At 75.1% G+C, this 24,484-nt stretch carries 24 protein-coding genes and 1 tRNA gene; 9 read left to right on the top strand and 16 right to left on the bottom strand.

Annotated elements, in window-relative coordinates:
* The first annotated feature begins 2 nt into the window (after window positions 1-2).
* Window positions 3-461, top strand: coding sequence for a MarR family winged helix-turn-helix transcriptional regulator (locus tag Q0963_RS00750; protein ID WP_299441015.1), 459 nt, complete (start codon window positions 3-5; stop codon window positions 459-461).
* 37 nt (window positions 462-498) lie between these two features.
* On the opposite strand, the gene Q0963_RS00745 is transcribed toward Q0963_RS00750, so the two are convergent.
* The 3 genes from Q0963_RS00745 to Q0963_RS00735 form a co-directional block, all read right to left on the bottom strand.
* Window positions 499-954, bottom strand: coding sequence for a hypothetical protein (locus Q0963_RS00745; protein WP_299441012.1), 456 nt, complete (start codon window positions 952-954; stop codon window positions 499-501).
* A gap of 193 nt (window positions 955-1,147) precedes the next feature.
* Window positions 1,148-1,221 (bottom strand) — tRNA-Met (locus tag Q0963_RS00740).
* Between the two features lie 79 nt (window positions 1,222-1,300).
* Window positions 1,301-4,366: a UPF0182 family protein gene (locus Q0963_RS00735; RefSeq protein ID WP_299441008.1), complete on the bottom strand. Its 3,066-nt coding sequence runs from the start codon at window positions 4,364-4,366 to the stop codon at window positions 1,301-1,303.
* A gap of 103 nt (window positions 4,367-4,469) precedes the next feature.
* Between Q0963_RS00735 and Q0963_RS00730 the strand changes: the two genes are divergently transcribed.
* Complete coding sequence (locus Q0963_RS00730) at window positions 4,470-5,012, top strand: PPA1309 family protein (protein ID WP_299441005.1); 543 nt, start codon at window positions 4,470-4,472, stop codon at window positions 5,010-5,012.
* A 16-nt stretch (window positions 5,013-5,028) separates the two neighbouring features.
* Here the strand turns inward: Q0963_RS00730 and Q0963_RS00725 are convergent, their stop codons facing one another.
* Both Q0963_RS00725 and Q0963_RS00720 read right to left on the bottom strand, forming a co-directional pair.
* Complete coding sequence (locus tag Q0963_RS00725) at window positions 5,029-6,156, bottom strand: PDZ domain-containing protein (protein WP_299441002.1); 1,128 nt, start codon at window positions 6,154-6,156, stop codon at window positions 5,029-5,031.
* The gene (locus tag Q0963_RS00720) at window positions 6,153-6,587 is read right to left on the bottom strand and encodes a molybdenum cofactor biosynthesis protein MoaE (RefSeq protein ID WP_299440999.1); all 435 of its coding nucleotides are present in this window, start codon (window positions 6,585-6,587) and stop codon (window positions 6,153-6,155) included. The genes Q0963_RS00725 and Q0963_RS00720 overlap by 4 nt, the downstream gene beginning before the upstream one ends.
* A gap of 97 nt (window positions 6,588-6,684) precedes the next feature.
* On the opposite strand from Q0963_RS00720, the gene Q0963_RS00715 reads away from it, so the two are divergent.
* A complete protein-coding gene (locus tag Q0963_RS00715; protein WP_299440995.1) occupies window positions 6,685-8,052 on the top strand; it encodes a zinc-dependent metalloprotease in 1,368 nt (455 codons plus the stop codon).
* Window positions 8,049-8,630, top strand: a complete 582-nt coding sequence (locus Q0963_RS00710) for an NUDIX hydrolase (RefSeq protein WP_299440992.1) — start codon at window positions 8,049-8,051, stop codon at window positions 8,628-8,630. The genes Q0963_RS00715 and Q0963_RS00710 overlap by 4 nt, the downstream gene beginning before the upstream one ends.
* Here Q0963_RS00710 and Q0963_RS00705 read toward each other — a convergent pair.
* A complete protein-coding gene (locus Q0963_RS00705; protein WP_299440990.1) occupies window positions 8,586-9,134 on the bottom strand; it encodes a M48 family metallopeptidase in 549 nt (182 codons plus the stop codon). The two genes, Q0963_RS00710 and Q0963_RS00705, sit on opposite strands and share 45 nt — an antisense overlap.
* A gap of 200 nt (window positions 9,135-9,334) precedes the next feature.
* Between Q0963_RS00705 and Q0963_RS00700 the strand changes: the two genes are divergently transcribed.
* From Q0963_RS00700 to Q0963_RS00690, 3 genes are all read left to right on the top strand, one after another.
* On the top strand, window positions 9,335-9,496 hold the full coding sequence (locus tag Q0963_RS00700; protein WP_299440988.1) for a DUF5679 domain-containing protein: 162 nt from the start codon (window positions 9,335-9,337) through the stop codon (window positions 9,494-9,496).
* A gap of 134 nt (window positions 9,497-9,630) precedes the next feature.
* Window positions 9,631-10,191, top strand: coding sequence for a hypothetical protein (locus Q0963_RS00695; protein ID WP_299440985.1), 561 nt, complete (start codon window positions 9,631-9,633; stop codon window positions 10,189-10,191).
* Entirely contained in the window at window positions 10,188-11,543 is a 1,356-nt protein-coding gene (locus Q0963_RS00690; protein ID WP_299440982.1) for an AarF/ABC1/UbiB kinase family protein, read from the top strand. The genes Q0963_RS00695 and Q0963_RS00690 overlap by 4 nt, the downstream gene beginning before the upstream one ends.
* Before the next feature lie 24 nt (window positions 11,544-11,567).
* On the opposite strand, the gene Q0963_RS00685 is transcribed toward Q0963_RS00690, so the two are convergent.
* The 7 genes from Q0963_RS00685 to Q0963_RS00655 form a co-directional block, all read right to left on the bottom strand.
* A complete protein-coding gene (locus tag Q0963_RS00685) occupies window positions 11,568-11,765 on the bottom strand; it encodes a hypothetical protein (protein ID WP_299440979.1) in 198 nt (65 codons plus the stop codon).
* 2 nt (window positions 11,766-11,767) lie between these two features.
* On the bottom strand, window positions 11,768-12,340 hold the full coding sequence (locus Q0963_RS00680; RefSeq protein ID WP_299440976.1) for an HhH-GPD-type base excision DNA repair protein: 573 nt from the start codon (window positions 12,338-12,340) through the stop codon (window positions 11,768-11,770).
* Window positions 12,328-12,483 carry a hypothetical protein gene (locus Q0963_RS00675; RefSeq protein WP_299440973.1) on the bottom strand — a complete coding sequence of 52 codons (156 nt, stop codon included), beginning with the start codon at window positions 12,481-12,483 and terminating at the stop codon, window positions 12,328-12,330. Before Q0963_RS00675 ends, Q0963_RS00680 begins: the two co-directional genes overlap by 13 nt.
* Window positions 12,480-12,611, bottom strand: coding sequence for a hypothetical protein (locus tag Q0963_RS00670; RefSeq protein WP_299440970.1), 132 nt, complete (start codon window positions 12,609-12,611; stop codon window positions 12,480-12,482). The genes Q0963_RS00675 and Q0963_RS00670 overlap by 4 nt, the downstream gene beginning before the upstream one ends.
* Window positions 12,612-12,654: 43 nt before the next feature.
* On the bottom strand, window positions 12,655-12,942 hold the full coding sequence (locus Q0963_RS00665) for a WhiB family transcriptional regulator (protein WP_299442410.1): 288 nt from the start codon (window positions 12,940-12,942) through the stop codon (window positions 12,655-12,657).
* Window positions 12,943-13,189: 247 nt separating this feature from the next.
* Window positions 13,190-13,429, bottom strand: a complete 240-nt coding sequence (locus Q0963_RS00660) for a hypothetical protein (RefSeq protein WP_299440967.1) — start codon at window positions 13,427-13,429, stop codon at window positions 13,190-13,192.
* 156 nt (window positions 13,430-13,585) lie between these two features.
* Complete coding sequence (locus tag Q0963_RS00655; RefSeq protein WP_299440964.1) at window positions 13,586-15,703, bottom strand: ATP-dependent DNA helicase UvrD2; 2,118 nt, start codon at window positions 15,701-15,703, stop codon at window positions 13,586-13,588.
* Window positions 15,704-15,817: 114 nt separating this feature from the next.
* Here Q0963_RS00655 and Q0963_RS00650 point away from each other — a divergent pair, with 114 nt between their 5' ends.
* Window positions 15,818-16,039 carry a mycoredoxin gene (locus Q0963_RS00650; protein ID WP_299440961.1) on the top strand — a complete coding sequence of 74 codons (222 nt, stop codon included), beginning with the start codon at window positions 15,818-15,820 and terminating at the stop codon, window positions 16,037-16,039.
* A gap of 18 nt (window positions 16,040-16,057) precedes the next feature.
* On the opposite strand, the gene nudC is transcribed toward Q0963_RS00650, so the two are convergent.
* Window positions 16,058-16,984: an NAD(+) diphosphatase gene (gene nudC / locus Q0963_RS00645; RefSeq protein WP_299440958.1), complete on the bottom strand. Its 927-nt coding sequence runs from the start codon at window positions 16,982-16,984 to the stop codon at window positions 16,058-16,060.
* Between the two features lie 41 nt (window positions 16,985-17,025).
* Here nudC and Q0963_RS00640 point away from each other — a divergent pair, with 41 nt between their 5' ends.
* Window positions 17,026-18,111, top strand: coding sequence for a phosphotransferase (locus Q0963_RS00640; protein ID WP_299440954.1), 1,086 nt, complete (start codon window positions 17,026-17,028; stop codon window positions 18,109-18,111).
* Here Q0963_RS00640 and Q0963_RS00635 read toward each other — a convergent pair.
* A complete protein-coding gene (locus Q0963_RS00635; protein ID WP_299440952.1) occupies window positions 18,077-21,379 on the bottom strand; it encodes an ATP-dependent DNA helicase in 3,303 nt (1,100 codons plus the stop codon). The genes Q0963_RS00640 and Q0963_RS00635 overlap by 35 nt on opposite strands.
* The gene (locus Q0963_RS00630; RefSeq protein WP_299440950.1) at window positions 21,376-24,468 is read right to left on the bottom strand and encodes an ATP-dependent DNA helicase; all 3,093 of its coding nucleotides are present in this window, start codon (window positions 24,466-24,468) and stop codon (window positions 21,376-21,378) included. Before Q0963_RS00630 ends, Q0963_RS00635 begins: the two co-directional genes overlap by 4 nt.
* Window positions 24,469-24,484 lie beyond the last annotated feature (16 nt).

Here is a 24,484-nt window from a genome sequence, read left to right as displayed (position 1 = left end):
AGATGTCAAGCCGCGTCGCCCCCCGGTCGCACGAGACCCCGTTGATGGTGCTCATCCACCGCGCCAACCGCGAGCTGCAGTCCGACGTGGTGCGTCAGGCCCGGGACGCGGGTTACGACGGGGCGAAGCCGGCGCACAACGCGCTCTTCGCCACCCTCCCGCTCGCCGGCGCGCGGACGGCCGATCTCGCCGAACGAGCGGGCGTGACCCGGCAGTCGATGGGTGAGGTCGTCCGCGAGCTCGTCGACCAGGGAGTGCTGGAGATGAGGCCCGACCCACACGACCGCCGGGCCAAGCTGATCACCTACACCGAGGCAGGGCTCGCGCAGGTACGCACCGGCCGGGCGCACATTCTCGGCATCGACGAGCTCATGGTCGCCGAGCTGGGCGTCGACGGGTACGAGTGCCTGCGCCACGGACTCGACACCCTCGTGGAGGTCCTCCGGGCGCGGGACGCATGACCGCGACCCGCGACCCGCGAGCCAGGTAGCGACGAGGTCAGCCGCTCCACGCGGTCGTCTGGAAGTCGAGCGAGGCGACGCCACCGTTCCAGAAGGTGCCGTCGACGAACGCCCTGGTGTCGCGGTTCATCGTGGCGGTGGGCTTGGAGGTGAAGTCACGGCCGCTGTCGACGGTCTTCACCCCGTGCTTGACGCCGTCGCGGGTCTGGATGCCGAGCTTGACGCCGAAGGCCGAGTTGCCCTCCGAGAAGTGCACGTGCGCCCAGTTCCGCAGCTCGGAGTTGCACCAGCCCCAGTACTGGGTCAGCGTGCCGACGCGCCACGACGACGAGCCGACGCCGTACATGATGGCCTTGCGGTTCACCTCGTGGGGCGTGCCGCAGCCGGCGGGCGAGGTCGCCGCGTGTGCGGGTGCGGCCAGCACCGCGGAGCCGGTGAGTGCCAGCGCGGCGACGGCGGTGGCGCCGGCGAAGGTGCGGATGGTCGAACGCATGGTCGTGCGCATTGTGCTTCCCCCAGTTCTCGTGGTGCAGATGCACCGGTCCGTGCCGGTACCCCCCGGCGCGGCCACGGTAGCGCGGCCGGGTCGGCGCCGCATTCCGGGGGAACGACCGGCGCCGCCTCGGCCGCCCGCCACCGCGAGAAGGGCCCTGCCGGCAGCTGCCGGCAGGGCCCTTCTCGTTCAGTAGCGGGGGCAGGATTTGAACCTGCGACCTCCGGGTTATGAGCCCGGCGAGCTACCGAGCTGCTCCACCCCGCGTCGTGGTGAGTCACGGCCTGACGGCCGCGCTCGGTATGTCCTGAACCCTACGCGAGGACGGGCCCAGGACTCAAATCGGCTACCCCGAGCCCGCTGTCGCCGTCGGCGACGGCGCCGGCGACGGGGTGGCCGGCACCGGGGCCCCGAGCTGGGCCGCGAGCTGGTTGGCCCTCTCGATCGCCGCGGCGAGCTGCTGCTGGGCCTGGCCGTAGGCCGCGAAGTCGCTCTTGCTCAGGGCCGTCTGCCCCGCCGCGTAGGCGGCCTGGATCTCGGCGATCGTCTGCGCCAGCTGCTGCTCCAGCGTGCCGCTGGGGTCCGTGGGCTCGCCCGGCGGGGTCTCGCCACCGTCCCCTCCGCCGTCGTCCGCGCCCTCGCCGAACAGCCCGGTGATGGCCTGCTCCAGGGTGTCGCCCCACGCGACCCGGCTGCCGTAGACGGCGGCCGTCACCTTGTTCTGGGGGAAGGACCCGGAGCCGCCCGACGCCTGGACGTAGATCGGCTGGACGTAGAACGTGCGCCCCTGCAGTGGGAAGGTCAGCAGGTTGCCGAAGGTCAGCGTCTTGCCCTGACCGGAGTTGTTGGTGATGTACTGCGCCAGGCTCAGCTGCTCCGCCGGGTTCTGCGAGCGGATCGTCGCGTTCTGGATCTGGTTGCGGATCTGGCCGGGACCGGACGGCGCCTGGTTCGAGGAGTACTCGACGAGCCGGAGCCTGCCGAAGTTCTCCGCCGGCTTCCCGGCCGTCGACCCCGCCTCGGCGTCCACGGCGAGCAGCCCGCGCAGGATCTCGCGGCCGCCCTCGTTGTTGCTCGCGGGCACGAACGGTGAGGTGATGGAGAAGGACGCCTGGTCCTCCCCCGGGAGCGCGATCGACTGGAACACGACGGGGATGTCCTGGGTGGACAGCGACGGGTCGCGCGGGACGCGCCAGCGGTCGTTGCCGGTGTACAGGTCGTCGGCGGTCGTCACGTGGTACTCGTTGAGCAGGTCGCGCTGGACCTTGAGGAAGTCCTGCGGGTAGCGGATGTGCGACATCAGCTCACCGGAGATCTCCGAGATCGGTCGGACCGACCCGGGGAAGGCCTTGCTCCACGCTTCGAGCAGCGGGTCGCTCGTGTCCCAGCCGTAGAGGTTGACGCTGCCGTCGTACGCGTCGACGGTCGCCTTGACGGCGTTGCGGATGTAGTTGACCTCTCCGGTCCGCACCTGGACGACGTTGGAGCGCTGGGCCACCGAGTCCGACGTCGCGCTGGCGAGGTCCAGCAGTCGGCTGTTCGGGTAGGAGGCCGACGTGGTGAACCCGTCGACGATCCACTGGACCCTGCCGTCGACGACCGCCGGGTAGACGTTGCCGTCGAGCTGGAGCCACGGCGCGACCCGCTCGACGCGCTCCTTCGGGCTGCGGTGGTCCAGGATCCGCGACTCCGAGTTGACCGCGTCGGACAGGAGGAAGTTGGCCTCGCGGTACTTGAGCCCGTAGGCCACGCGCCGCAGGAAGGACCCGACCGCCACCCCGCCGCCGCCGCCGTAGGTGTTGTTGAGCGAGGCGCCCTCGGTGCTGCCGGGCCGGTCGAACTCACGGGCCTCGGCGCCGTCGGGGGCCCCGACGACGGAGTACTGCGGCGAGAGCTCGCCGAAGTAGACCCGGGGCTCGTACTCCCCCAGGAGGTTGCGGGTGCCGCCCTCGAAGAACACCGGGTCGCCCTCGGCGGTGCGCCGGTTGCCGTAGGCGGCGTAGAAGCCGTACCCGTGGGTGTAGACGGTGTGCTCGTTGATCCAGTTGCGCTGGCTGTCGGGCAGACCGTCGAGGTTCATCTCGCGCACGGCCACGACGGCGTCGTTGACCCGGCCGTCGATGGTGTAGCGGTCGACGTCCAGGGTGTCGGGGAAGGCGTAGAAGTCACGCTCGCCCTCGAGCTGGCGGAAGGTCGGGGCCACGACGTTGGGGTCGATGATGCGCACCCCGGGGATGCCCTCGGCGTCGGCGCGCAGCGAGTCCTCGCTCGGCTGCTCCTCGGGCACCGTGTTCTGGATCCGCTCGACGCGGTCGAGCCCGAACGCCGCGTTGGTGGCCTTCATGTTGCGCCCGATGTACTCGGCCTCCAGGGACCGCTCCGACGGGCGGACCCGCAGGGCCTGGATGAGCGCCGGGTAGGCGGTGCCGACGAGGATCGCGGTGACGACGAGGAGCGCTACGCCGGTGATGGGCAGACGCCAGCTGCGGCTCCAGATGGCGGCGAGGAAGAAGCCCGCGCACATGACGGCCGCGACCGCGAGGATCGCCTTCGTGGGCAGGACCGCGTTGGCGTCGGTGTAGGTGATGCCCGTGATCAGGCTGCCCTTCTCGGTCGACAGCGAGTAGCGGTCGAGCCAGTAGGAGCCCGCCCGGGTCAGGGCGATGAGCGCGCCGAGCACCCCGAGATGCACGTACGCCGCCCGGGTCGAGGGCCCGCGCCCCGGCAGCTGGAGCCCGCCGTACACGTAGTGCGTGAAGGCGCCGGCGAGGAAGGCCAGGACGAGCACGACGGTGATGAAGCTGACGAGGAACCGCAGCCACGGCAGGGTGAAGACGAAGAAGCCCACGTCCAGACCGAACTGCGGGTCCTCGACGCCGAAGCTGCCGCCGTTGATCCACAACAGGTAGGTGCTCCAGGAGCCCATCGCCCCCGACCCGGCGAGCAGCCCCAGGACGACCGGGATGGCGATGACCCCGAGACGGCGGAGCGGCTCGATGGCCTGCCGGTACTGCTCGAGGACCTGCTGGGCCGGGGTGACCGGCACGTAGATGGGGCGGGTGCGGTAGGCGATGACGAGGCTCGCGGCGACCGCGCCCCCGGTGAGCAGGCCCGCGACCAGGAAGATGACGACCTTGACGCTCAACTGGGTGAGGAACACCCCGCGGAACCCCACCGAGTCGTACCACCACACGTCGGTGACGAGGTCGGCGATGATCCCCGAGACGATCGCCAGACCACCGAGCACGAGCAGGGTCGGCAGCAGGGGGCCACGTCGGCGGCGCACGAGGGTCGGGGGCCGACCCCCACTGCGACCGTCGTCGCCCTCGGCGCCGGGGCCGTCGGCGCCGGGGCCGTCGCCACCGGGCCCCTGGGGTCCGTTGGGGCCGTCGAACCATTCCGAGCGACTCACAGCTCTCCTCGTCCCGATGATGCGGGGTCGTCATGCGGCAGGACCGTCAACCTACCTCGCACACCTGAACGCCTGAACGGGGGCGAAGGTTCGGTCGGGCACCATGGGGCCTGTGAGTGAGAACCCCACCCCGGTCACCGACCCTCTGACCCTGGCCGCCCTCGACACCGAACGGCACGTCGCCCGCGCCGGCTGGGACCAGCCGGTGCGGCTCTTCGCGCTCGTGCCGACGGCCGAGCTGCTCGTCCACGAGCCGCAGCTGGCCGGCGGGCTCGCGACGCACGACGCCGCCGCCGGCGCGCTGTCGGCGGTCGAGCAGGACGAGCTGCCGGAGGCCGACGGCGTCGAGGACCTCCTCGGCCGCATCGCCTGGCCGCCGGAGGTCGCGGGGTGCGCGCTGGCCGTCGAACGGATCGTGGTGCCGCCGGCGGCCGAGCGGGACCTGCCCGAGGACCCCGAAGCCGCGCTCGAGTCCATCGCGGCCCACCCCGACCGGGCCGACGTGCGGCTCGTCGTCGCCGTGACCCGCGACGGCGCCGCGCGCTGCCTGCTGCGTCAGCGGGCCCACGACAGCGACGACCGGGTCGCCCTCGGCGACGACATCGCGCCGGGGCTGGTCCACGCGCTGCGCGCCACGCTCGACTGACGTCGGGGCGGCGGGCTCAGTCGCACTGCGGCAGGTCCGCGGTGTCCCCGTCGGCGATGGCCTCGACCGAGGTGCGGGCGTCCTCGAAGGTCGTGACCTTGACCAGGGTCATCCCCTCGGGGACGTGACCGACGGCGTCGGCGCAGTCGTCGGCCGGGGACAGGAACCACTCGGCACCGGCCTCGCGCGCGCCGACGAGCTTCTGCCGGATGCCGCTGATCGGCCCGACGCTGCCGTCGTCCTCGATCGTGCCGGTGCCCGCGATCTGTTTGCCGCCGGTCAGGGCCCCCGGCGTCAGGACGTCGTAGATCGCGAGGCTGAACATGAGCCCCGCGGACGGCCCGCCGACGCGGCCGGTGTTGATCGTCACCTCGATGGGCAGGTCGTACTCGGTGCGCAGGAGCACCCCGATGACGGCCCGGCCCTCCGCGTCACCGGCGCGGACCGTGACGGTGCGCTCCTGCCCGTCCCGGCGGAGCCGCACCTGCACGTCCTCGCCCGGCTCGTGGGCGAGGACCGCCGCGCGGACCGCGGCGGGGTCGGCCGCCTCGGTGCCGTCGACGGCGAGGATGACGTCGCCCTTCTCGATGATCCCGTCGGCCGGGCCGTCGGCGGGGACCCCGGCGATGCCGACCGCCATCGGCACCTCGCGGCCGAGGGCCCGCAGCGCCGTCGCGGCGGCGATGACCTGGGACTCGTTCATCAGCTCGGCGTTCTCGGCCTCGACGTCGTCCTCGGAGACGTCGGGCGGGAAGTAGTACTCCTGCGGGGCGGCGTCGACGTCGTCGCGCAGCCACGCCTCGAGCAGGTCGTAGACCGTGACGCGCCGCCCCGGGCCGCCGTCGAACGCGACGGTGGTGAACTCGAGGGCGCCCTCGGTGGGGTATGTCCGGGCCCCGTCGACGCCGATGAGGGGCTTGCCGTCGACCTCGCCGAGGATGTTCGTCGCCGGACCCGGCGAGAGGATGACGTAGGGCAGCCCGACGAACGTCAGGCCGGCGGCGAGGATGACGAGGACGAAGGTCGCGGTGAGCGCCGCGGCGGCCGCCCGGCCGGCGCGGTGGGGGCGTCGGCGTCCGGCAGCCGGTTCGCCGGATTCGACGTCGCCGTCCAGGCGCAGGTCCCCCCGGGGTAGACCGCTCACGGCATCCCCACCCACTCGGCCGAGCCGTCACCGAGCTGCTGGTGCTTCCAGATGGGGGTCCGCGCCTTGAGGGTGTCGATGACCGCGCGGCACGCGTCGAACGCCTGGCCCCGGTGCGGCGCGGCCGCGGCGACGACGACGGCGATGTCGCCGACCGCGAGGGTCCCGGTGCGGTGGACGGCGGCCACCCGCACGGCGTCCGAGGACGCGAGGACCTCGTCGCAGACCTCCCGCATCGTCGCCTCGGCCGTCGGGTGCGCGGCATAGTCGAGACCCGTCACGACGTCGCCGTGGTCGTGGTCGCGGACCAGCCCGACGAACAGCGCGACCCCGCCGCAGGCCGGGTGCCGGACGGCGCTCAGCGCCTCGTCGACGGACAGCGGCTCGGCGCGGACGGCGACGAGGCCGACACCGGCGTCATCGGTGGACATGGAGCTCCTCGGGGGCGGCCGCCGGAACGATTCACGCGCGGCCGTGGTTGGGTACAGACGAAGCACATCATCGCACCCGACGCGCAGGAGACCGGCCGTGACCGACCACGCCGACGACGACGAGACCCCCGACCTGCCCCCCGAGCTCGAGCAGATGCTGCGCGGCCTCACCGGCGGCGGCGAGATCGACCCCCAGCTGGCGGCGATGGTCCGCGGCATGGGCCTGGACCAGGTCGACCCCCAGATGCTCCAGATGGTCATGGGCCAGGTGCAGGCGATGTTCGCCGCCCCGGCCGGCGACTCCGCCGTCGACACGACCCTCGGCACCGACATCGCCCGCAAGACGGTCGCCGCCGCGGGTGACGTCCTCGCGACCGACGCCGACCGGCGGGACGCCGGCGAGGCGGTCCACGTGGCCGGCCTGTGGCTCGACGAGGCCACCGACCTCGCCGCGTCCGCGCTGCGGGGCACCGCGTGGAGCCGCGCCGAATGGGTCGAGGCGACGATGCCGGTGTGGGCCGACCTCGTCGAGCCCGTCGCCGAGGGCGTCACCGACGCCGTGACCGCCTCGATGCAGCGCCAGCTGGGCGACCTGCCCGAGGGCGCCCTCCCGCCGGGGATGGAGGGCATGCTCGACCAGGCCGGGCCGATGCTGCGGCGCATGCACGGGTCGATGTTCTCGATGCAGCTCGGCCAGGGGGTCGGGACGCTGGCCGGCGAGGTGCTCACCGGGTGCGAGGTGTCGCTGCCGCTCGTCGCCCCGCCGGACGTCGCCCTCATGCCGCAGGCCGTCCGCGAGCTCGCCGAGGGCCTCGAGGTCGACGAGCCCCAGACCCGGCTCTACCTCGCCGTCCGCGAGGTCGCGCGGGTCCGGCTGTTCGAGGCCGTCCCGTGGCTGGCCCCGGGGCTGCTCGCGGCGGTGCGCGACTACGCGGCCGACATCACGATCGACACCGCCGCCATCGAGGAGGCCGTGCGCTCCATCGACCCCTCGGACGCGCAGGCTGTCCAGGAGGCACTGCAGGGGCGGATGTTCGCCCCCCAGCCCTCGGCCGCCCAGCAGTCCGCGCTCGGCCGGCTCGAGACCCTGCTCGCCCTCGTCGAGGGCTGGGTCGACGTCGTCACCGAGCAGGCGGTCGCCGACCACCTCCCCGCCGCGGCGGCCCTCGGTGAGGCCGTGCGCCGGCGCCGGGCCTCCGGCGGGCCGGCCGAGAAGGCGTTCGAGGCGCTCGTCGGGCTCGAGCTGCGGCCTCGCCGGCTCCGCGACGCGGCCAACCTGTTCCGTGCCCTCGCCGACTCCGGCGGCCCCGCGGCGCGCGACGCCGTGTGGCGCCACCCCGACCTGGCGCCGTCGGCCGCGGACCTCAACGACCCGCTCGGCTACGTGGAACGCTCGTCGGCGCCGGCGCGCGACGACCTCGACGCCGAGCTCGACGCCCTGCTGCGCGGCGACACCGAGACGTGACCGAGGTCCTCGACGTCGCGGGCTCCTTCAAGCACCTGCGGGGCGACGCGGCGCGGGTCCTGCGCGGGTGGCGGGCCCCCGACGCGGGCCAGGAGGCGCTGCGCAGCGCCTACCTCGACTTCCTCGTCGCGCACCCCGACGGCGTCGCGAAGGCCGGGCCGCCGGCCCACCTGACCGCCTCGTGCCTCGTCCTGGACGCCGACGCCGAGCGGGTCCTCCTGACCCATCACCGCCGGGCCCGCGCCTGGTTCCAGTTCGGGGGTCACCTCGAGGTGGGCGACGCGTCACTGTGGGCCGCCGCCCGCCGCGAGGCCCGCGAGGAGTCGGGCATCGCCTCGCTCGAGCCGCTCCCCCACCCGGTGCAGCTCGACCGGCACGTCCTCGTCGGGGACTTCGCGCACTGCCGTGAGCACCTCGACGTGCGGTTCGTCGCGGTCGCCGAGACCGGGGCGGAGCCGCAGGTCAGCGCGGAGTCGCTGGACGTGCGGTGGTGGCCGGTGGACGCGCTGCCGGCCGGGACCCGGGCCGAGCTGTCACCCCTGGTCGACCTCGCCCGGCGCGTCGTCGACATCGTCTGACGGCGGCAGCCCGGCGGCATGGGCGAGGCCGTCGAGGAAGCCGCGCGCCCGGTCGGTCTTGGGGTAGGAGCCGACGAGCCGCCAGAACGCCGGGCCGTGACCCGCGACGAGCAGGTGCGCCAGCTCGTGCAGGAGCACGTAGTCCAGGACGTGGTCGGGCACGTCCTGCAGGCGGTCCGACACCCGGATGGCCCCGGTCGACGGCGTGCACGAGGCCCAGCGCCGGTCCATCGTCGACACCCAGCGCACCGACCGGGGCCGGGCGTGGCCGCCGAGGTAGCGGGCCGACAGCCGGGCCGCGCGGGCCGCGAGCCGGTCGTCGCTGGGGGCGCGGCGCTCGTCGCCCCGGGCGAGGCGGGTGAGCATCCGGTCGACCCAGTGCGCCTCCTCGGCCGCGCTGAACGAGGCGGGGATGAGCACGACGGTGCGGCCGCCGTCGCGGTACGCGCTGACCGTCTGGCGGCGTCGCCGACTGCGGCGGACCTCGACGTCCGGAGTCGCCACAGGCCGGATCCTACGCGCCCCGAGGTGGCTGATGTGGGCCTTGTGGCCCACGGGGCCCCTGTGGCGCCACCGGGCCGCGAGGCCGTCCGCGCGGCGGGTCGTTCCGCGGCGACCCGCCGTTAGTGTGGGCAGGTCCACGCCGCACCAGCGGCAGATCACCCGGTGAGGGCGGGGCCAGCACCGGCGACAAGGAGTGTTCGATGGCTGATGAGACCTACAAGGGCGAGTTCTACTGCGTGAAGTGCAAGGAGAAGCGCGAGGCCGAGGGCAGGGTCGTCATCTCCGAGAACGGCCGCCGGATGGCCAAGGGCGAGTGCCCCGTGTGCGGGACGAACCTCAACCGCATCCTCGGCAAGGCCTGAACCACCCGAACCACGACGAGGCCCCGGACCCGCTGGTCCGGGGCCTCGTCGCTGCCGGGGGCTGTGGATGAGCGGCCCGCCGCGCCGACCGGGACGGCAGGATGGGGCGCGGTCGACGAGCCGCAGGGGGTCCGATGCGCACGGAGCACGACGTCGTCGTCGACGGCTGGGGACGGGTGGCGGACGAGACCGTGGCCCAGCTGCGTCGGATGCGGGTCACCGTCCGGTGCGGCGCCCACGCGGCGGATGCCGCAGAGCTCGAGATGGCCGGCGGCGGGGCGGCGCCCGCGCTCGTCGTCCTCGTCGCCGACCACGCCACCGACGCGCCCGCACCCTGGGTCCGTGCCCCCTCGATGGCCGCCCCCTGGCATGCACACCGCGTCCCCCAGCTGCCGCTCGTCGCGGGGTGCGGCCATCTCACCGTCGGCCCCCTGGTCGTCCCACGCCGGTCCGCGTGCCTGGCCTGCGTGACCCGTCCCGACGCCGGCGAGGCGGGCGGGACCGAGCCGGTGACGCCCGGAGCGGTGGTGCTCGCCGCCGCCGTCGTCACCGTCACCACCCTCGCCGTGCTCCGTGGCGACACCTCGCCGGCTGGCATCTCCACCGAGATCGGCGCCGGCGGCTTGGACGTGGCGCACCGCGTCTGGGGCTCTCGTCCCGGCTGCGGGTGCGCGTCAGCGAGAATGGTGGGGTGAGCGAGCGCGAGAAGGAGATCCCCGGGTCGTCCTTCGCGCGGGCGGCGCGGCTCGCCGGCCTCCCCCTCGGGCACGCCGGCCGGGCCGCCCTCGGCGTCGGCAAGCGCGTCGGCGGCCGTCCGGCCGAGGCGGTCGCCGCCGAGCTGCAGGCCCGCACCGCCGCGCAGATGTTCGCGGTCCTCGGCGAGCTCAAGGGTGGCGCGATGAAGTTCGGCCAGGCCCTGTCGGTGCTGGAGGCCGCGATGCCCGAGGACCTCGCGGGTCCCTACCGCGCGACCCTGACCAAGCTCCAGGAGTCCGGGCCGCCGATGAGTGCCGACCGGGTGCACCGGATCCTCGCCGAGGAGCTCGGCCCCCGCTGGGCCTCCACCAAGCTCGTCGAGTTCGACGACGTCCCCGCAGCCGCCGCCTCGATCGGTCAGGTGCACCGCGGGGTGTGGCGCGACGGCCGCGAGGTGGCCGTCAAGATCCAGTACCCCGGCGCCGGCAAGGCGCTGCTGTCCGACCTCAACCAGATCTCGCGGGTGGCCCGGGTCACGGCCTCCTGGGTCCCGGGCATCGACGTCAAGCCGATCATGGACGAGCTGCGGGCCCGGATGGCCGAGGAGCTCGACTACGCGCTCGAGGCCAAGAACCAGCGGCACTTCGCCCGGGCGTTCCGGGACGACGACAGCGTCTTCGTCCCGGACGTCCTCGTCGAGTCCCCGCAGGTGCTCGTGACCGAGTGGGTCGAGGGCACCCCCCTGGCGCGGGTCATCACCGACGGCACCCCCGAGGAGCGTGACGAGGCGGCCACCCTGTACCTCGAGTTCCAGCTGCGCGCCCCCAACCGCGCCCGGCTGCTCCACGCGGACCCGCACCCGGGCAACTTCCGGATCACCCCCGACGGGCGCCTGGGCGTGCTCGACTTCGGCGCCGTCAACCGGCTGCCCGAGGGCCTGCCGCCCGAGATGGGGGCCATCCTCACCGCCGCCCTCTCCGGCGACGGCGAAGGCCTCGTCGACGTGCTGCGCCACGAGGGCTTCATCAAGCGGGGCATCGACATCGACCCGCAGGGTCTCGTCGAGTACCTCGACCCGCTCGTCGAGCCGATCCTGCACGAGCAGTTCACCCCCACCCGGGAGTGGCTGCGGGGGGCAGCCGCCAAGATCCAGGACCCGCGCCGGCCGCAGTTCCTCGTGGGGCTCAAGCTCAACCTGCCTCCCGAGTACCTCCTCATCCATCGGGTCTGGCTCGGCGGCATCGGGGTGCTCAGCCAGATCGGCGGCACCGTGCCGCTGCGCGAGCTGGTCTGCGCCCACCTGCCGGGCGTCGACGAGTCGCGGCTCCCCCCGGACCCCAGCACCTCCTGAGCACCGACCCGCCCGGCTCGCCGGTCACCACCAGGTGGGGTCGAGCTTGCCCTCGATGCTGCGCAGGTGGCGGCGGCTGCAGTCCGGGCAGGTCCACACCTCGCGACCGCTCTCGGTGCCGCGGGACCAGGTGATCCGGGCCAGCGCCGCCTCGTCGGCGGGCGGGACAGCGCCGCACGTGGCGCACACCGGGGCGGGCTCGTCCTCCTGTGGCGCGCCCATCGTCAGGCCTTCGCCTTGGCCGCTGCTTTCGCCGCCTTCTTGGTGTTCCGGACCTTCTGCAGCGAGTCGGCGTCGACGACGTCGGCGACCGAGCGGTACGCCCCGGGCTCGGCGTACGCCCCGCAGGCCTCCGCCCAGCCCTCCGGCCGGACGCCGAGCTGCTTGCCGAGCAGCGCCGCGAAGATCCGGGCCTTCTGGTCGCCGAACCCGGGCAGCGCCTTGAGCCGCGCGACGAGCTCCTGCCCGGAGCCCGCCGTGCTCCACAGCGTGCTGGCGTCGCCGTCGTAGTCGTCGCGGACGACCACCGCGAGGGCCTGGATGCGGCCGGCCATCGACCGGCCGTAGCGGTGCACGGCCGGCGGGGTCGCACAGAGGTCGGCGAAGGCCTCGGGCTCGGCGGCCGCGACGGCGCCCGGCTCGAGGGTGCCGAACCGCTCGAGGATCTTCGCGGGCCCGGCGAAGGCCCGCTCCATCGGGAACTGCTGGTCGAGCAGCATGCCGACGAGCAGCGCGAACGGGTCCTCCGAGAGCACGGCGTCGGCGGCGGGGTCCTGGGCGATCGTCAGCGCGGCCATGGGGTCAGCGTATCCAGCGCGGCCGAGACGACGGCCCGCCAGAAGTCGCGGGCCCGCAGGACGGGGACCGCGGTGGGCCCCGACGCGGGCACCGCCCCCGACGCGGCGTCGGGGGCGGTGCGGTCGCGGGGTCCCCCACTCATCGGACGATGGTGTGGACGACCGCGCGCATCTGCTCGCGGTTCGCCTGCTCCTGCTGCCGGCGCTGCGTCTCGTGGACGCGACGCTGGTGCAGAGCGCGGCGGACCTGCTGCATCCGTCGGTGGTACATGTCGTTCTCCTTGTCGATCAGGTCTGGTCGGTCGTCGCCGCGGTCACGCGGCGACGTCGGACTTGCGGGGGCGGCCCCGGGGCCGCTTGCGCGCCACGGTGACGCCCTGGACGAACAGCTCGCCGCCCCAGACGCCCCACGGCTCACGCCGGTCGAGGGCCCCCGAGAGGCACGTCTGGCGGACCGGGCAGGTCCGGCAGAGGGCCTTGGCAAACTCGACGCCGTCCGGGGTGTCGGCGAACCACAGCTCGGCGTCGTTCTCACGGCACGGAATGGCCTCGCCGCGGGTCGCGGACCCGTGGTGCAGGTCGAGAAGCTCGGTCAGCTGCATCGGGGTGTCACCTCCTTGCTCGGCGCGCCGGGTGTGGCGCTCGTCGGTTCCGTCGCGCCCGGTGGGGCGCGGGGTATGGGGTGGGCGGTCGCGGTCGGTCCGCTCGCTCCTGGTTCTCATCGCTGTGGTCCTCGCGTGCTGGGTGCTGGTCTGTGGTCTGTGGTCTGTGCGGTGGGGCGCCTCGGACAACGAAAGAGGCCGCGGATCCCGGTGGGGATCCGCGGCCTCGAGGTGGGCGACCTGTGCGCTAGACAGGTGGCCCCTCGAGGCGGGGGTACACGGATCCCTGGGTCGGGGCGTCGATGCCGGCGACGACGACGCCGACCTGGTCGGCGCGGTCACGCGCGGTGGTGCCGAATGCGGACACACCACGCCCCTGGACCTGACCGAGATCGCCCGAGTGAGCGGTGTTGGCGCCGATCCAGACGGCGTCGCACGTCACGTGGGCAGCGGTCATCGCCGCGGCGGTCTTCGTGGTCGTCTCCATCAGGCCAACCCTCCTCACGGGTCTCGGTCGAACACATGCCCGGGCGGGCACGCGAGGTGCTGGGAAGCACTGTAGAACCGACGGCCGACGGGCGGCAACGGGTTTTTTGCGGGAGTTTCGGGAGAGCCCCGGCCCGCACCGTGGTTCCGTTGCGGCTCAGTCGGATTCAGCGTCAGAGAATTCTTTCACGATGGTGAGGACTGCGTCCCCGAAGCGCTCGAGCTTGGCCGGCCCGACCCCCGTGATCCGCGACAGCTCCCGGCTGTCGGCGGGGACCCGCTCGGCGATCGCCGTGAGCGTCGCGTCGGTGAAGACCACGAAGGCCGGGACGTCGGCCTCCTTGGCGGTCGCGAGCCGCCACTCCCGCAGTGCCTCGAACAGCTGCTCGTCCATCGACGGCGGGCACGCCGTGCAGCGCCCGATCGTCCGCTCCTTGGCCGTCGCCAGGGCGCCGCCGCACACCCGGCAGGTGGTCCGCACCGCGGGGCGCTCGGCCGCGACCTTGCGGCGCCGCTTGGGCAGGCTGCGGGCCGCCGCCCCCAGGACCGCCTCGGTGCCGTCGAGGAAGCGCGACGGCCGCCGGGTGCCCTTGGCGCCGGGGGTGCGGGCGCGCGCGTAGGACAACACGAGGCGGTCACGGGCCCGGGTGACCCCGACGTACAGCAGGCGGCGCTCCTCCTCGATCTCCTCGGGGGTCTCGGCCATCGAGATCGGGATGAGGCCGTCGGAGCAGCCGGTGAGGAAGACGGTGTCCCACTCCAGGCCCTTGGCCGCGTGCAGGGAGGCGAGCGTGACCCCCTGCACGGTGGGGGCGTGCTGCGCTGCGGAGCGCTCGTCGAGCTCGCGGACGAAGGCGGGCAGCCGGGCCTCGGGGTCGGTGGCGGCGAGGTCGTCGGAGAGTGCGGCGAGCGCCGCCAGCGACTCCCACCGCTCGCGGGCGGCACCCCCCGACGTCGGGGGCTCGCGGGTCCAGCCGGCACCGAGCAGCACGTCCCGGACGAGCTCGGGCAGCGGGACCTCGCCGTCGTCGGAGCGGGCGCCGCCGCGCAGCAGCAGTACGGCGTCGCGCACCTCCTTGCGGGAGAAGAAGCGCTCACCCCCGCGCACGAGGTAGGGGATGCCGCGCTCGGCCAGCGCGGTCTCGATGCCCTCGCTCTGCCCGTTGGTGCGGAAGAGCACGGCGATCTCGGAGGGCGCGTGGCCCTGCTCGACGAGACCCGCGATGCGGCTCGCGATCTGCTCGGCCTCGGCGGGGTCGTCGTCGGCGACGACGAGCTCGGGCGCCACGCCGTCGGGACGCTGCGCCCGCAGCTCGACCGAGCCCGAGCGGCGGCCCCCACCGGGCGAGCGGAGCACGAGGTTGGCCAGCCCGACGACCTGCGGGGTGGAGCGGTAGTTGCGGACGAGTTCGACGACGCGGGTGTCGGGGTACCGCGACCGGAAGCCGAGGAGGTGCTGGGGCGAGGCGCCGGTGAACGAGTAGATGGTCTGGGCGGGGTCACCGACGACACACACGTCGTTCCGGCCGCCGAGCCACTGGTCGAGCAGGGTCTGCTGGAGCCGGTTGACGTCCTGGTACTCGTCGACGACGAAGTGCCGGTACTGGCCGCGGACGGTGCGCGCGATCTGGTCGTGCTCGCCGAGGATGCCCGCGAGCAGGAGCAGGACGTCCTCGAAGTCGATGACGCCGCGGTCGGAGGTGACCTCCTGGTACGTCGCGATGACCCGGGCCATCGCGGTGTGGTCGAGCCCGGCGGGCGGCTCCCGCTTCTGGGTGCGGGCGGCCGCGGGGTAGGTGTCGGCGGTGAGCATCGAGACCTTCGACCACTCGATCTCGGCGGCGACGTCGCGGATGGCCGGGGAGTCCAGGCGGAGCCGGAGGCGCCCCCCGGCCTCCGCGACGGCACTGGCCTTGTGCGGCATGACCTCGGGGGCGGCACCGCCGATGGCCTGCGGCCAGAAGTAGTGCAGCTGCCGCAGGGCCGCGGCGTGGAACGTGCGGGCCTGCACGCCGCCGACGCCGAGGTCGCGCAGCCGGGTGCGCATCTCGCCGGCGGCCCGGGCGGTGAAGGTGACGGCGAGGACCCGCTGCGGCTGGTAGGTGCCCGACAGCACGCCGTAGGCGATGCGATGGGTGATGGCACGGGTCTTGCCGGTGCCGGCCCCCGCGAGCACGCACATCGGGCCGAGCGGGTGCGCCGCCACCTCGCGCTGCTCGGGGTCGAGGGCGTCGAGGACCGCGTCGGCGCCGGGGTGCACGGGGAGGCTGGTCATCGCCCACCGATCCTAGGTCGCGGGTCCGACGCCGGGTCGGGCGGGAAGGATCGGCGGCCTCGTCGTGTTCCACACGCCATGAATCTCTCGCTTCCTTCCGCCGGCACGGTGACGATGTACACGACCGCGTGGTGTGGCTTCTGCCGCCGCCTGAAGTCCCAGCTCGACCGTGCGGGCGTCGACTACACGGAGGTCGACATCGAGCGCCGCCCCGACGCCGCGGAGTACGTCATGTCCGTCAACGGGGGCGACCGCACGGTGCCCACCGTCGTGTTCCCGGACGGCTCCGCCGCCACCAACCCCTCGGCCCGCGAGGTCCGCAACCGCCTCGGCTGACCGCGGCTCCCCCGCCGCTCAGCGCAGCGACACGACCTCGGGGGCCTGCACCGGCCCGCCGTACCAGTGCTCGAGCAGCCGCCGGGCGATCGACAGCGGCCCCGGGATGTGCAGCGAGCCGTCGGCGATGGCCGCGACGAGCTCGTCACGGGAGAACCAGCGCGCCGCCGCGATCTCGTCGTCCTGCAGGCGCAGCTCCGTGGAGTGCGCCCGCGCGGTGAAGCCGACCATGAGCGAGCTCGGGAACGGCCACGGCTGGTCGCCGAGGTACGTGACGTCGTCGACCTCGATCCCGACCTCCTCGTAGACCTCGCGCGCCACGGCCGCGGCCAGCGTCTCGCCCGGCTCGACGAAGCCGGCGAGCACCGACATCCCCCCGCGGCGGAAGTCCCGGCCGGTCGCGAGCAGCAGCCGGTCGTCGTCGTCGACGACCGACATGATGACCGCGGGGTCGGTGCGCGGGTAGTGCTCGCTGCCGTCGACCGTGCACCGGCGCAGCCAGCCGGCGAGCACCGCCGTCGTGGGGCTGCCGCACCGCGAGCAGAAGCCGTGGGTCCGATGCCAGTTGGCGAGCGCGAGGGTCGTCGCGAACAGCGTCGCGTCGGTCGCCCCGAGGTGGGCACCGACCTGGCGCAGGGTGCGCAGGGCGGGGTCCGAGCCGGTCGGCGGGTCGTCGACGACACCGAGATGGGCGACCCCGCCGGCCTCCCCCAGGTAGACGACGAGCCGCAGCGCATCGCCCGGCTCGGGGGGCCCGAGCACGAGCCGGGAGCCGTCGTCACCCTCCCGCACGGCGACGGAGTCGCCGTGGAGCCGGAGCACCCGCGAGCCGGGGTCGGCGAGGAGGCGCGGGACGAGAGCGGCGTCAGACCGGAGCTCGGAGCGGCGCTCGAGCGCCGCGGTGCCGAGGGGGACCGGGGGAAGACTTCGCTCGGCACGGGCCACGGGTCCCAGCGTACGTGGCTCCGGCGGCATACCGTGGGGTCGTGGACCGCAGCCCCGCCTTCCTCGCGGCGCTCGCCAGTGCCGCCGTTCCCGGTCTCGACCCGGTGAGCGTCGAGGCCCTGCCGAGCGTCCCCGGCCAGTCCTTCGACGTCGCCTTCGTCCAGGACGTCGAGCACCGCCGGTGGGTCGTGCGGGCGCCCCGCACCGACGTCGCCGGCGCCGAGATGGACCGCGCCGTCGCCGTCCTCGGCCTGCTCGCCAGGCGGCTGCCCTTCGGGGTGCCGGCCCCCCGGGGTTTCGTGGCTCTCGAGGAGGGCGGCCGCGCCGCCGTCTACCCCTACCTGCCCGGGCACCCGCTCGACCTGGCCGAGCTGCCGCCCGGGCGCGGGCTCGCCGTCGAGCTCGGCAAGGCGCTGGCCGCCCTGCACAACACCGCTCCCGGGCTCTACGAGGAGGCCGGGCTCCCCGCGTACGACGCCGACGCCTACCGCACCCGCCGCCTCGTCGAGCTGGACCGGGCGGCGGCGACGGGTCGGGTCCCGACCACGCTGCTGACCCGCTGGGAGACGGCCCTCGAGGACGTCACGCTGTGGCGTTTCGCGGCGACCCCGGTGCACGGCAACCTCACAGGCGACCACGTCCTGGCCGTCTTCGCCGACGAGCGCGACTCCACGACGGGCTCCATCAAGGCGATGACGGGCTGGGAGGCCGCGAAGGTGGCCGACCCGGCGGACGACTTCGCCGCGCTCGTCGCCGAGGCGCCGGCCGCGGCGGTCGAGACCGTGCTCGAGGCGTACGCCCACCACCGGGTCGAACGGCCCGACGTCAACCTCCTCGTCCGGGCGCGGCTCGGGTCCGAGCTGGGGCTGCTGGCCCGGCTCATGGACGCCCTCGCCCGCAAGGACGTCGGGGCGGTCGAGGTGCTCGCCACCCAGCTGCGCCGGCTCGACGACGAGGTGCACGTGCCGGACGACGGCAGCGACGACTACCGCCACCTCTCGCTGGCCCCCGTGACGGTCCGCGACCGGCCGATGCCGCCCCCGCAGCTCGTCGTCGACGACGATGACGACGACGCGTTGCCGGAGGTCGACGTCAGCGCGGACGAGCCGCAGCGAGGACTCGGCTGATCTCATCGAGCCCCGGCAGCTCGGGGCGCACGGTCTCGCCGGTCGCGGCGTGGAAGAACGCAGCACCGACCCGCTCGGGGTCCACCCCGCGCAGCCGCGCCCACGCCAGCCGGTAGGCCGCGAGCTGGAGCACCCGGGCCCGCGCCTTCGCGCCGGTCGCCGGGGGGCCGGTCTTCCAGTCGACGACCGTCCACACCGGCTGCCCGTCGGCGCCGGTCTCCTCGAACACGGCGTCGACGCGCCCGCGCACGGCGATGCCGTCGACGACGGTCTCGATGCTCGTCTCGACCTCGGCGGGCTCGCGGTCGGCCCACTCGCTGGCGAGGAACGCGGCGCGCAGCCGCCCGAGGTCGGTGTCGGCGGCGTCGTCGTCGGCCGACCCGGGGAGGGCGTCGATGTCGACCATCGCGGCCCGCGCGTAGTGCTCCTCGACCCAGGCGTGGAAGGCCGTGCCACGCCGCGCGGCCAGGGCGGGCGGCTGCGGCATCGGGCGCCGGAGCCGGGCCGTGAACGACTCCGGGTCCTCGGCGAGCGCGACGAGCGAGGACGTCGAGAGGTGCGGCGGCAGCTCGACGACGACGTCGCGGCCACGGCGGCGGGACGCGCGTTCGGCGAGCAGGAGGCGGGCCTCGTCGTCCCAGCGCGTCCGGGCGGCCTCGGCGTCCTGCCCCGAGCGCAGCGCCCGGGCGGCCTCGGCGACGGCCTCGGCGGGGCCGACGAGCCGGGCGTGCCTTTCGGGACGGGTCGTGGCGGGCCACTCGTACGACACCGGCTCGGCGGTGCGCGGGTTCTGCGGCTTGGGCTCGTCGGGGGGTGGCATCGGGGCCCAGGGCCGCTCCAGGTGCGCCAGGCCCGCCTCGCGGACCTCCCGCAGGAAGCGGGAGGTGACCCGCGGGGTGCTCTGCCCGCCCCAGACGTGGGCGGACAGGAGCAGGTCGGTGCGCGCGCGCGTCGCGGCGACGTAGGCGAGCCGCCGCTCCTCGGTGACCGCGTGCTCGGCCCCGGCCAGGACGAACCGGTCGTACCCGGCGGCGAGGTCGTCCCAGTCCGCCGCCTCCCGCCACGGCAGCCGGGGCAGGCCGTCGACGTCGCCGCGCAGGTCGTAGGGCAGGGAGTCGAGCCCGACGAGCCAGCCCTTGTCCTTGGGGTCGCCGTGGGTCCACTCGCCGTCGACGGGCTTGGTGGGGCTGCACGTGTGGGTGGGGAAGGAGGCCTCGACGAGCCCGGGGACCGCGACGAGGTCCCACTCGAGGCCCTTGGCGGCGTGGACGGTCATCACCTGGACCGCGTCGGGCCGGGCCTCGACCCAGCCGAGGTCGAGGCCGCGCTCCTCGTCGACGGCGGCGTCGAGCCACGCGAGGAAGCCGCCGAGCGACGTGCGGTCGGCGCTGGCCGAGAACGACGCCGCGACGTCGCCGAAGGCGTCGAGGTGGGCCCGCGCGGCGCCGGGCGACCACTCGGGCCGGGCGAGCACCTCGACGTCGAGGCCGAGGACCGCCTCGGCCTCGGCTGCGAGCTCGGCCAGCCCCAGCCCGGTCATCGACCGGAGCCGCCGGACCGCCGCGGCGAGGCCCGTGAGCCGCTCGAGCGCGGCCGGCGAGATGCGCTGCCCCTGCTCGCCCACCCACCGCGGCGGCGGGAGGTCGTCGAGGGCCTCGACGATGCTGGCGCGCTCGCTGGCGTCGGGCGCGAGGTCGCGGCGCTGGTCGGGGTCGGCCGCCCGGGCGGCCCGCTGGCGGACCCGGGCCCACTCCCCCAGCCCGTCGAGGTCGGCCGCGCCGAGACGGCACGTGGGGCCGGTGAGCAGCCGCATCAGGTGGTCGCCGCGGGTGGGGTCCTGGACGACCCAGAGCATCGCGACGAGGTCGGCGACCTCCGGGGTGTGCAGCAGCCCGCCGAGCCCGACGACCTCGTAGGGCGTGCCGCGCGCCTCGAGCGCGTCGACGACCGGCTGGAACTGGGACCGCTTGCGGCACAGGACCGCCGCGGTGACTCCGCCCCGCCCGGCGCCGCGCTCGGCCAGCCAGCCGGCGACGTGGGCCGCCTCGTCCTCGACGGTGTGCAGCCGCGCGATGGCCACCCGCCCCGGCCCGGCCCCGGAGCGCGCGACGAGCGGCTCGACCGGGACGGTGGCCCGGGCCCGCAGGGGTGCGGCGACGTGGTTGGCGACGGCGAGCACGGCCTCGTCGTTGCGCCAGCTCGTCGACAGCTGCCGGACCGCGGCCGGCTCGTCGTCGGCGAAGTCGGTGCGGAACTGGGTGAGCGTGGTCGAGCTGGCGCCGCGCCACCCGTAGATCGACTGGTTGGGGTCGCCGACGGCCGTGACCGGCACCGGCTCGCCGGTGGCGACGAACAGGCTGCGGAGCAGCTGCAGCTGGGCCTCGGACGTGTCCTGGAACTCGTCGAGCAGGACGGCCCGGTAGCGCGCCCGCTCGGCCCGGCCCACGTCGGGGACGGCCCGGGCGATGCGGGCCGCGAGGGCCATCTGGTCGGCGAAGTCCATCGCGTCGCGGGCCCGCTTGAGCTCGGCGTAGCGGGCGACGAGCGGCAGCACCGCGCGCCGCTCCCGGAGCACGGCCAGCGCGTCCCGCACCGAGGCGGGGTACGCCGTGCGCCTGGACTCGCCCCGGGGCACGGCCTCGAGGGTCGCGATGACGTCGTCGAGGTGGGCGGCGACCTCGTCGACGTCACGCAGGTGCTCGGCCATCTCGCCCGCGAGGTCGACGAGCGCGGTCGTGACGGTCGACTCCGCCTTCTCGACGCCCGCGACCTCCCCGTCCCACGACGTGACCGCCTCGTGGGCGAACTGCCACGCCGCGGCCTCGCTGAGCAGGCGGCTCTCGGACTCGACCCCGAGCCGGACGCCGTGCTCGCGCACGATGCCGGCGGCGTAGGCGTGGTACGTCGACACCGTGGGCCCGTCGTCGAGGACGGGGGCGCCGTCCTCGGCGTCGGGGGTCCACAGGCCGGTCTCGCGCAGCGTCGTGAGGCGGGCGGCGAGGCGCTCGCCCAGCTCACCGGCGGCTTTGCGGGTGAAGGTGAGCCCGAGCACCTCGTCGGGCCGGACGAGCCCGTTGGCGACGAGCCAGACGACCCGGGCGGCCATCGTCTCGGTCTTGCCCGAGCCGGCCCCCGCGACGACGAGGAGCGGCCGCTGCAGCGGCGCCTCGATGACTGCGGCCTGCTCGGCGGTGGGGGCGTACGACTGGCCGAGGGCCTTCGCGAGGGCGACGGCGGACCACCGCAGGCCGGTGCTCGTGGCGGTCACAGCCGCCTCCCCTCCTCGCGGGCCGGGCACGACGACTGCAGCTGGCAGGAGCCGCACCAGTCGCCGGGGGTGGCCCGGAAGGTCGCGGCGCCCATCGCGTCGGCGGTGGCCGCGACGAGGTCGGCCGCCCACCCGGGCTCGGGGTCCTCGGCCAGCGGGGCCTGGGTCTGCAGCGTCGTCGCCTTGTTCGCGGCCCGGCCCAGCTGCAGCAGCGCCGCACCGCCGGAGACCTGCCCGATCTCGGCGAGCGCGCCGGTCTCGACGGCCAGCTGGTAGGCCCCGAGCTGCCCGTGCCGGCGGACGTCGTCGGCGCTCGGCTTGCTCGACCCGGTCTTGAGGTCGACGACCCGCACCCGCCCGTGCGGGTCGACCTCGATCCGGTCGACCCGGCCGGCGACGACGGCCCGGCCGAGCGCGGCCCGGATGGCGGCCTCCGAGCCGGCCCGGCGCCACCCCTGCGCGTCGGACTCCCGGACGTACGTGGCGAGCCGGGCCGTCATCTGCTGGGCCCGGGCGAGGTCGCGGCGCGACAGCCAGCCGGGACCCATCCCGAGCCGCCCCCAGCGCCGCTCCAGCTCGGCCGCGTAGGCGGCGGCGTCGGTGTCGCCGAGGTCGTGGGCGACCTCGTGGACGAGGGTGCCGATGTCGGCGGCGCCGATGGACGGGCCCTCACCCCCGGCGGCGCGCAGCGCCCACTGGAGCCCGCACTTGCCGAACCGGTCGAGGGCCGACGGCGAGACGGTGACCTCGGCGTCCGGGGCCCGGCGTGGCCGGTCGTCGGTGAGGCCGCGCAGCGCCCACCACTGGCCGGGGTCCGCGCCGGGGACGTCGGCGGCGGCGAGCCGGGCGAGGGCGGTGACGGCGCCGGCGCGGACCCGCGGGTCGGGGCCGACGAGCTCGCGGCGGAGCTCTGCGACGAGGCCGGGGAGGGTGAGCGGGCGCGGGACGTCGGTGAAGGGCCGGGCCTCGGTGCGCGGGTCGAGGACGTCGAGATACGGGGAGGGCTGCTCGTCCTCGCTGCGGACGGCCGTGACGACGAGCCGCCGGCGGGCCCGGGTGACGGCCACGTGGAAGAGCCGGGTCTCGTCGTGCCGGACCTGCGCGCGGGCCGACCGCACGTCGGTGGTGCGTCCCGCGACGACGTCGACGAGCTCGCTGGAGCGCAGCAGCGAGCCGCGCAGCCGCAGGTCGGGCCAGGACCCCTCCTGCACCCCGGCGACGACGACGAGGTCCCACTCGCGCCCCGCGGACGCCGCCGGCGTCAGCAGTGCGACGGACTCGCCGACCGGGGCGCGGGCGACGAGGCTGTCACCGGCGACGTCCTGGGAGAGCAGGTGGTCGAGGAACTCGCGGGGCGGCGCCGCGGGCAGCCGCTCGACGAAGCGCTCGGCGGCGTCGAACAGCCCGAGGACCGCGTCGAGGTCGCGGTCGGCCCGCCGACCTGCGGCCCCGCCGGCCAGGGCGGCGTCGTGCCACGGCTCGGCGAGCCCGCCGGCGCGCCACATCGCCCAGAGCACGGCCTCGACCCCGGCCCCGTCGTGCAGGGCGGTGACCGCGGCTCCGAGGACCCGGGCGACCCGCCGGGCGGGGGTGGCCTCGGGCCCGAGGTGGTCGAGGGCGGCCGGGGTGAGGATCGCCTCGACGAGCAGCGCGTCGCTGGGCCGGCCCCCGCCGGAGTCGAGCTCGAGCCGACGCAGGGCTCGCCGCAGCCGGCGGAGCACCACCGCGTCGGCGCCCCCGACGGGCGAGCTGAGCACGTCGACGACGACGTCGGGGTCGAGGGTGTCGGCGCCGGCGGCGACGTCGATCGCGCAGCGGAGCAGGGCGAGGAAGGGCCGCACCGCGGGCTCGTCGCGCACGGGCAGGTCGGCCGTGGCGGTGCTCACCGGGACGCCGGAGCCCTGGAGGACGCGCCGCAGGGTGGCCGTGCGCGCTCCCCCGCGCACGAGCACCGCCATCGACGACCACGGGACACCGTCGTGCAGGTGCGCGCGGCGGAGCATGCCGGCGACGAGCGCGGCCTCCTGGGCGGCGGTGCGCACGAGGTGGACGGCGACGCTGCCCCCGTCGGCGGACGGCCGCACGCGCCGGTGCGTCGCGACGCCGACGACGCCGATGTGCGCGGCGACCCGGTCGGCGGCCTCCTGGACGGTGCTCGGGCAACGGTGGCCCCGAGCCAGGGTGAGCGTGGGCGCGTCGGGCCAGGCCGAGAGGAACAGCCGCGGGTCGGCGCCGCGGAAGGTCTGGGTGGCGGCGTCGGGGTCGCCGAGCAGCACGAGCTCGACCGCACCGTCGCCGACGACGGTGCGCAGCAGCCGCAGCCCGGCCGGGGTGAGGTCCTGGGCGTCGTCGACGACGACGAGCCGCACCAGGCTGCGCAGCCGGTGGAGCGCGGCAGGGTCGTCCTCGAGGTGGTCGGCGGCGGCTCCGAGCACCCACGCTGGGTCGAACGCACCGGGCGCCGACAGGGCCGTCACCTCGTCGTACTCGCGGAGCACGGCGGCTGCGGCGACCCACTCGGGCCGGGCGTGCCGATGCCCGAGGCCGGCGAGGTCGTCGGGGTCGAGGCCGAGCTCGACGGCGCGCATGAGGATGTCGCGCAGCTCGCCGCGGAAGGTGCGGGTGGGCAGGGCGAGCTCGAGGGAGGCCGGCCACGGCGGGGCCGGCGAGTCGCCGACGGCGTGCCCGCGCAGCAGCTCGGCGAGCACGACGTCCTGCTCGGGGCCGGAGAGGAGACGTGGCGTGGGCTCCCCCGCGAGGGCCGCCGCCTCGCGCAGGATGCCGAACCCGAACGACTGGTGGGTGCGGGCGAGCGGGGTGGTGGTCGTGCCGCCGACCCGGGCCGTCAGCGCGTCGCGCAGCCGGGCGGCGGCGAGACGGGTGGGGGCCAGGAGGAGGCAGGCGTCGGCCCGCAGCCCCTCGGCCCGGACCCGTTCGGCGACGACCTCGACCGCGGTGCTCGACCGGCCGGTGCCCGGAGCACCGACGACGCGCAGCACCGGGCCGCGGTGGTCGACGACGGCCCGCTGCGAGGGGTCGAGGACCACCGGCCCTGCGACGGGGGCGGCCGGACGGGTGAGGACGAGCACGCCTGCGATTCCACCA

Origin of the sequence: uncultured Phycicoccus sp., from assembly GCF_947495705.1 — a bacterium.
GTDB lineage: Bacteria > Actinomycetota > Actinomycetes > Actinomycetales > Dermatophilaceae > Phycicoccus.
This window is presented reverse-complemented; position numbering and strand designations above follow the sequence as displayed.

Excerpts from the sequence above, each read along its gene's own strand:
- Q0963_RS00745 (WP_299441012.1), bottom strand. The coding sequence starts at position 954 with ATGCGTTCGACCATCCGCACCTTCGCCGGCGCCACCGCCGTCGCCGCG.
- Q0963_RS00665 (WP_299442410.1), bottom strand. The coding sequence starts at position 12,942 with ATGCAGCTGACCGAGCTTCTCGACCTGCACCACGGGTCCGCGACCCGC.
- Q0963_RS00750 (WP_299441015.1), top strand. The coding sequence starts at position 3 with ATGTCAAGCCGCGTCGCCCCCCGGTCGCACGAGACCCCGTTGATGGTG.
- Q0963_RS00695 (WP_299440985.1), top strand. The coding sequence starts at position 9,631 with ATGCGCACGGAGCACGACGTCGTCGTCGACGGCTGGGGACGGGTGGCG.
- Q0963_RS00660 (WP_299440967.1), bottom strand. The coding sequence starts at position 13,429 with ATGGAGACGACCACGAAGACCGCCGCGGCGATGACCGCTGCCCACGTG.
- Q0963_RS00650 (WP_299440961.1), top strand. The coding sequence starts at position 15,818 with ATGTACACGACCGCGTGGTGTGGCTTCTGCCGCCGCCTGAAGTCCCAG.
- Q0963_RS00730 (WP_299441005.1), top strand. The coding sequence starts at position 4,470 with ATGGGGCCTGTGAGTGAGAACCCCACCCCGGTCACCGACCCTCTGACC.
- Q0963_RS00700 (WP_299440988.1), top strand. The coding sequence starts at position 9,335 with ATGGCTGATGAGACCTACAAGGGCGAGTTCTACTGCGTGAAGTGCAAG.
- Q0963_RS00680 (WP_299440976.1), bottom strand. The coding sequence starts at position 12,340 with ATGGCCGCGCTGACGATCGCCCAGGACCCCGCCGCCGACGCCGTGCTC.
- Q0963_RS00685 (WP_299440979.1), bottom strand. The coding sequence starts at position 11,765 with ATGGGCGCGCCACAGGAGGACGAGCCCGCCCCGGTGTGCGCCACGTGC.
- Q0963_RS00670 (WP_299440970.1), bottom strand. The coding sequence starts at position 12,611 with ATGTACCACCGACGGATGCAGCAGGTCCGCCGCGCTCTGCACCAGCGT.
- Q0963_RS00675 (WP_299440973.1), bottom strand. The coding sequence starts at position 12,483 with ATGAGTGGGGGACCCCGCGACCGCACCGCCCCCGACGCCGCGTCGGGG.
- Q0963_RS00655 (WP_299440964.1), bottom strand. The coding sequence starts at position 15,703 with ATGACCAGCCTCCCCGTGCACCCCGGCGCCGACGCGGTCCTCGACGCC.
- Q0963_RS00720 (WP_299440999.1), bottom strand. The coding sequence starts at position 6,587 with ATGTCCACCGATGACGCCGGTGTCGGCCTCGTCGCCGTCCGCGCCGAG.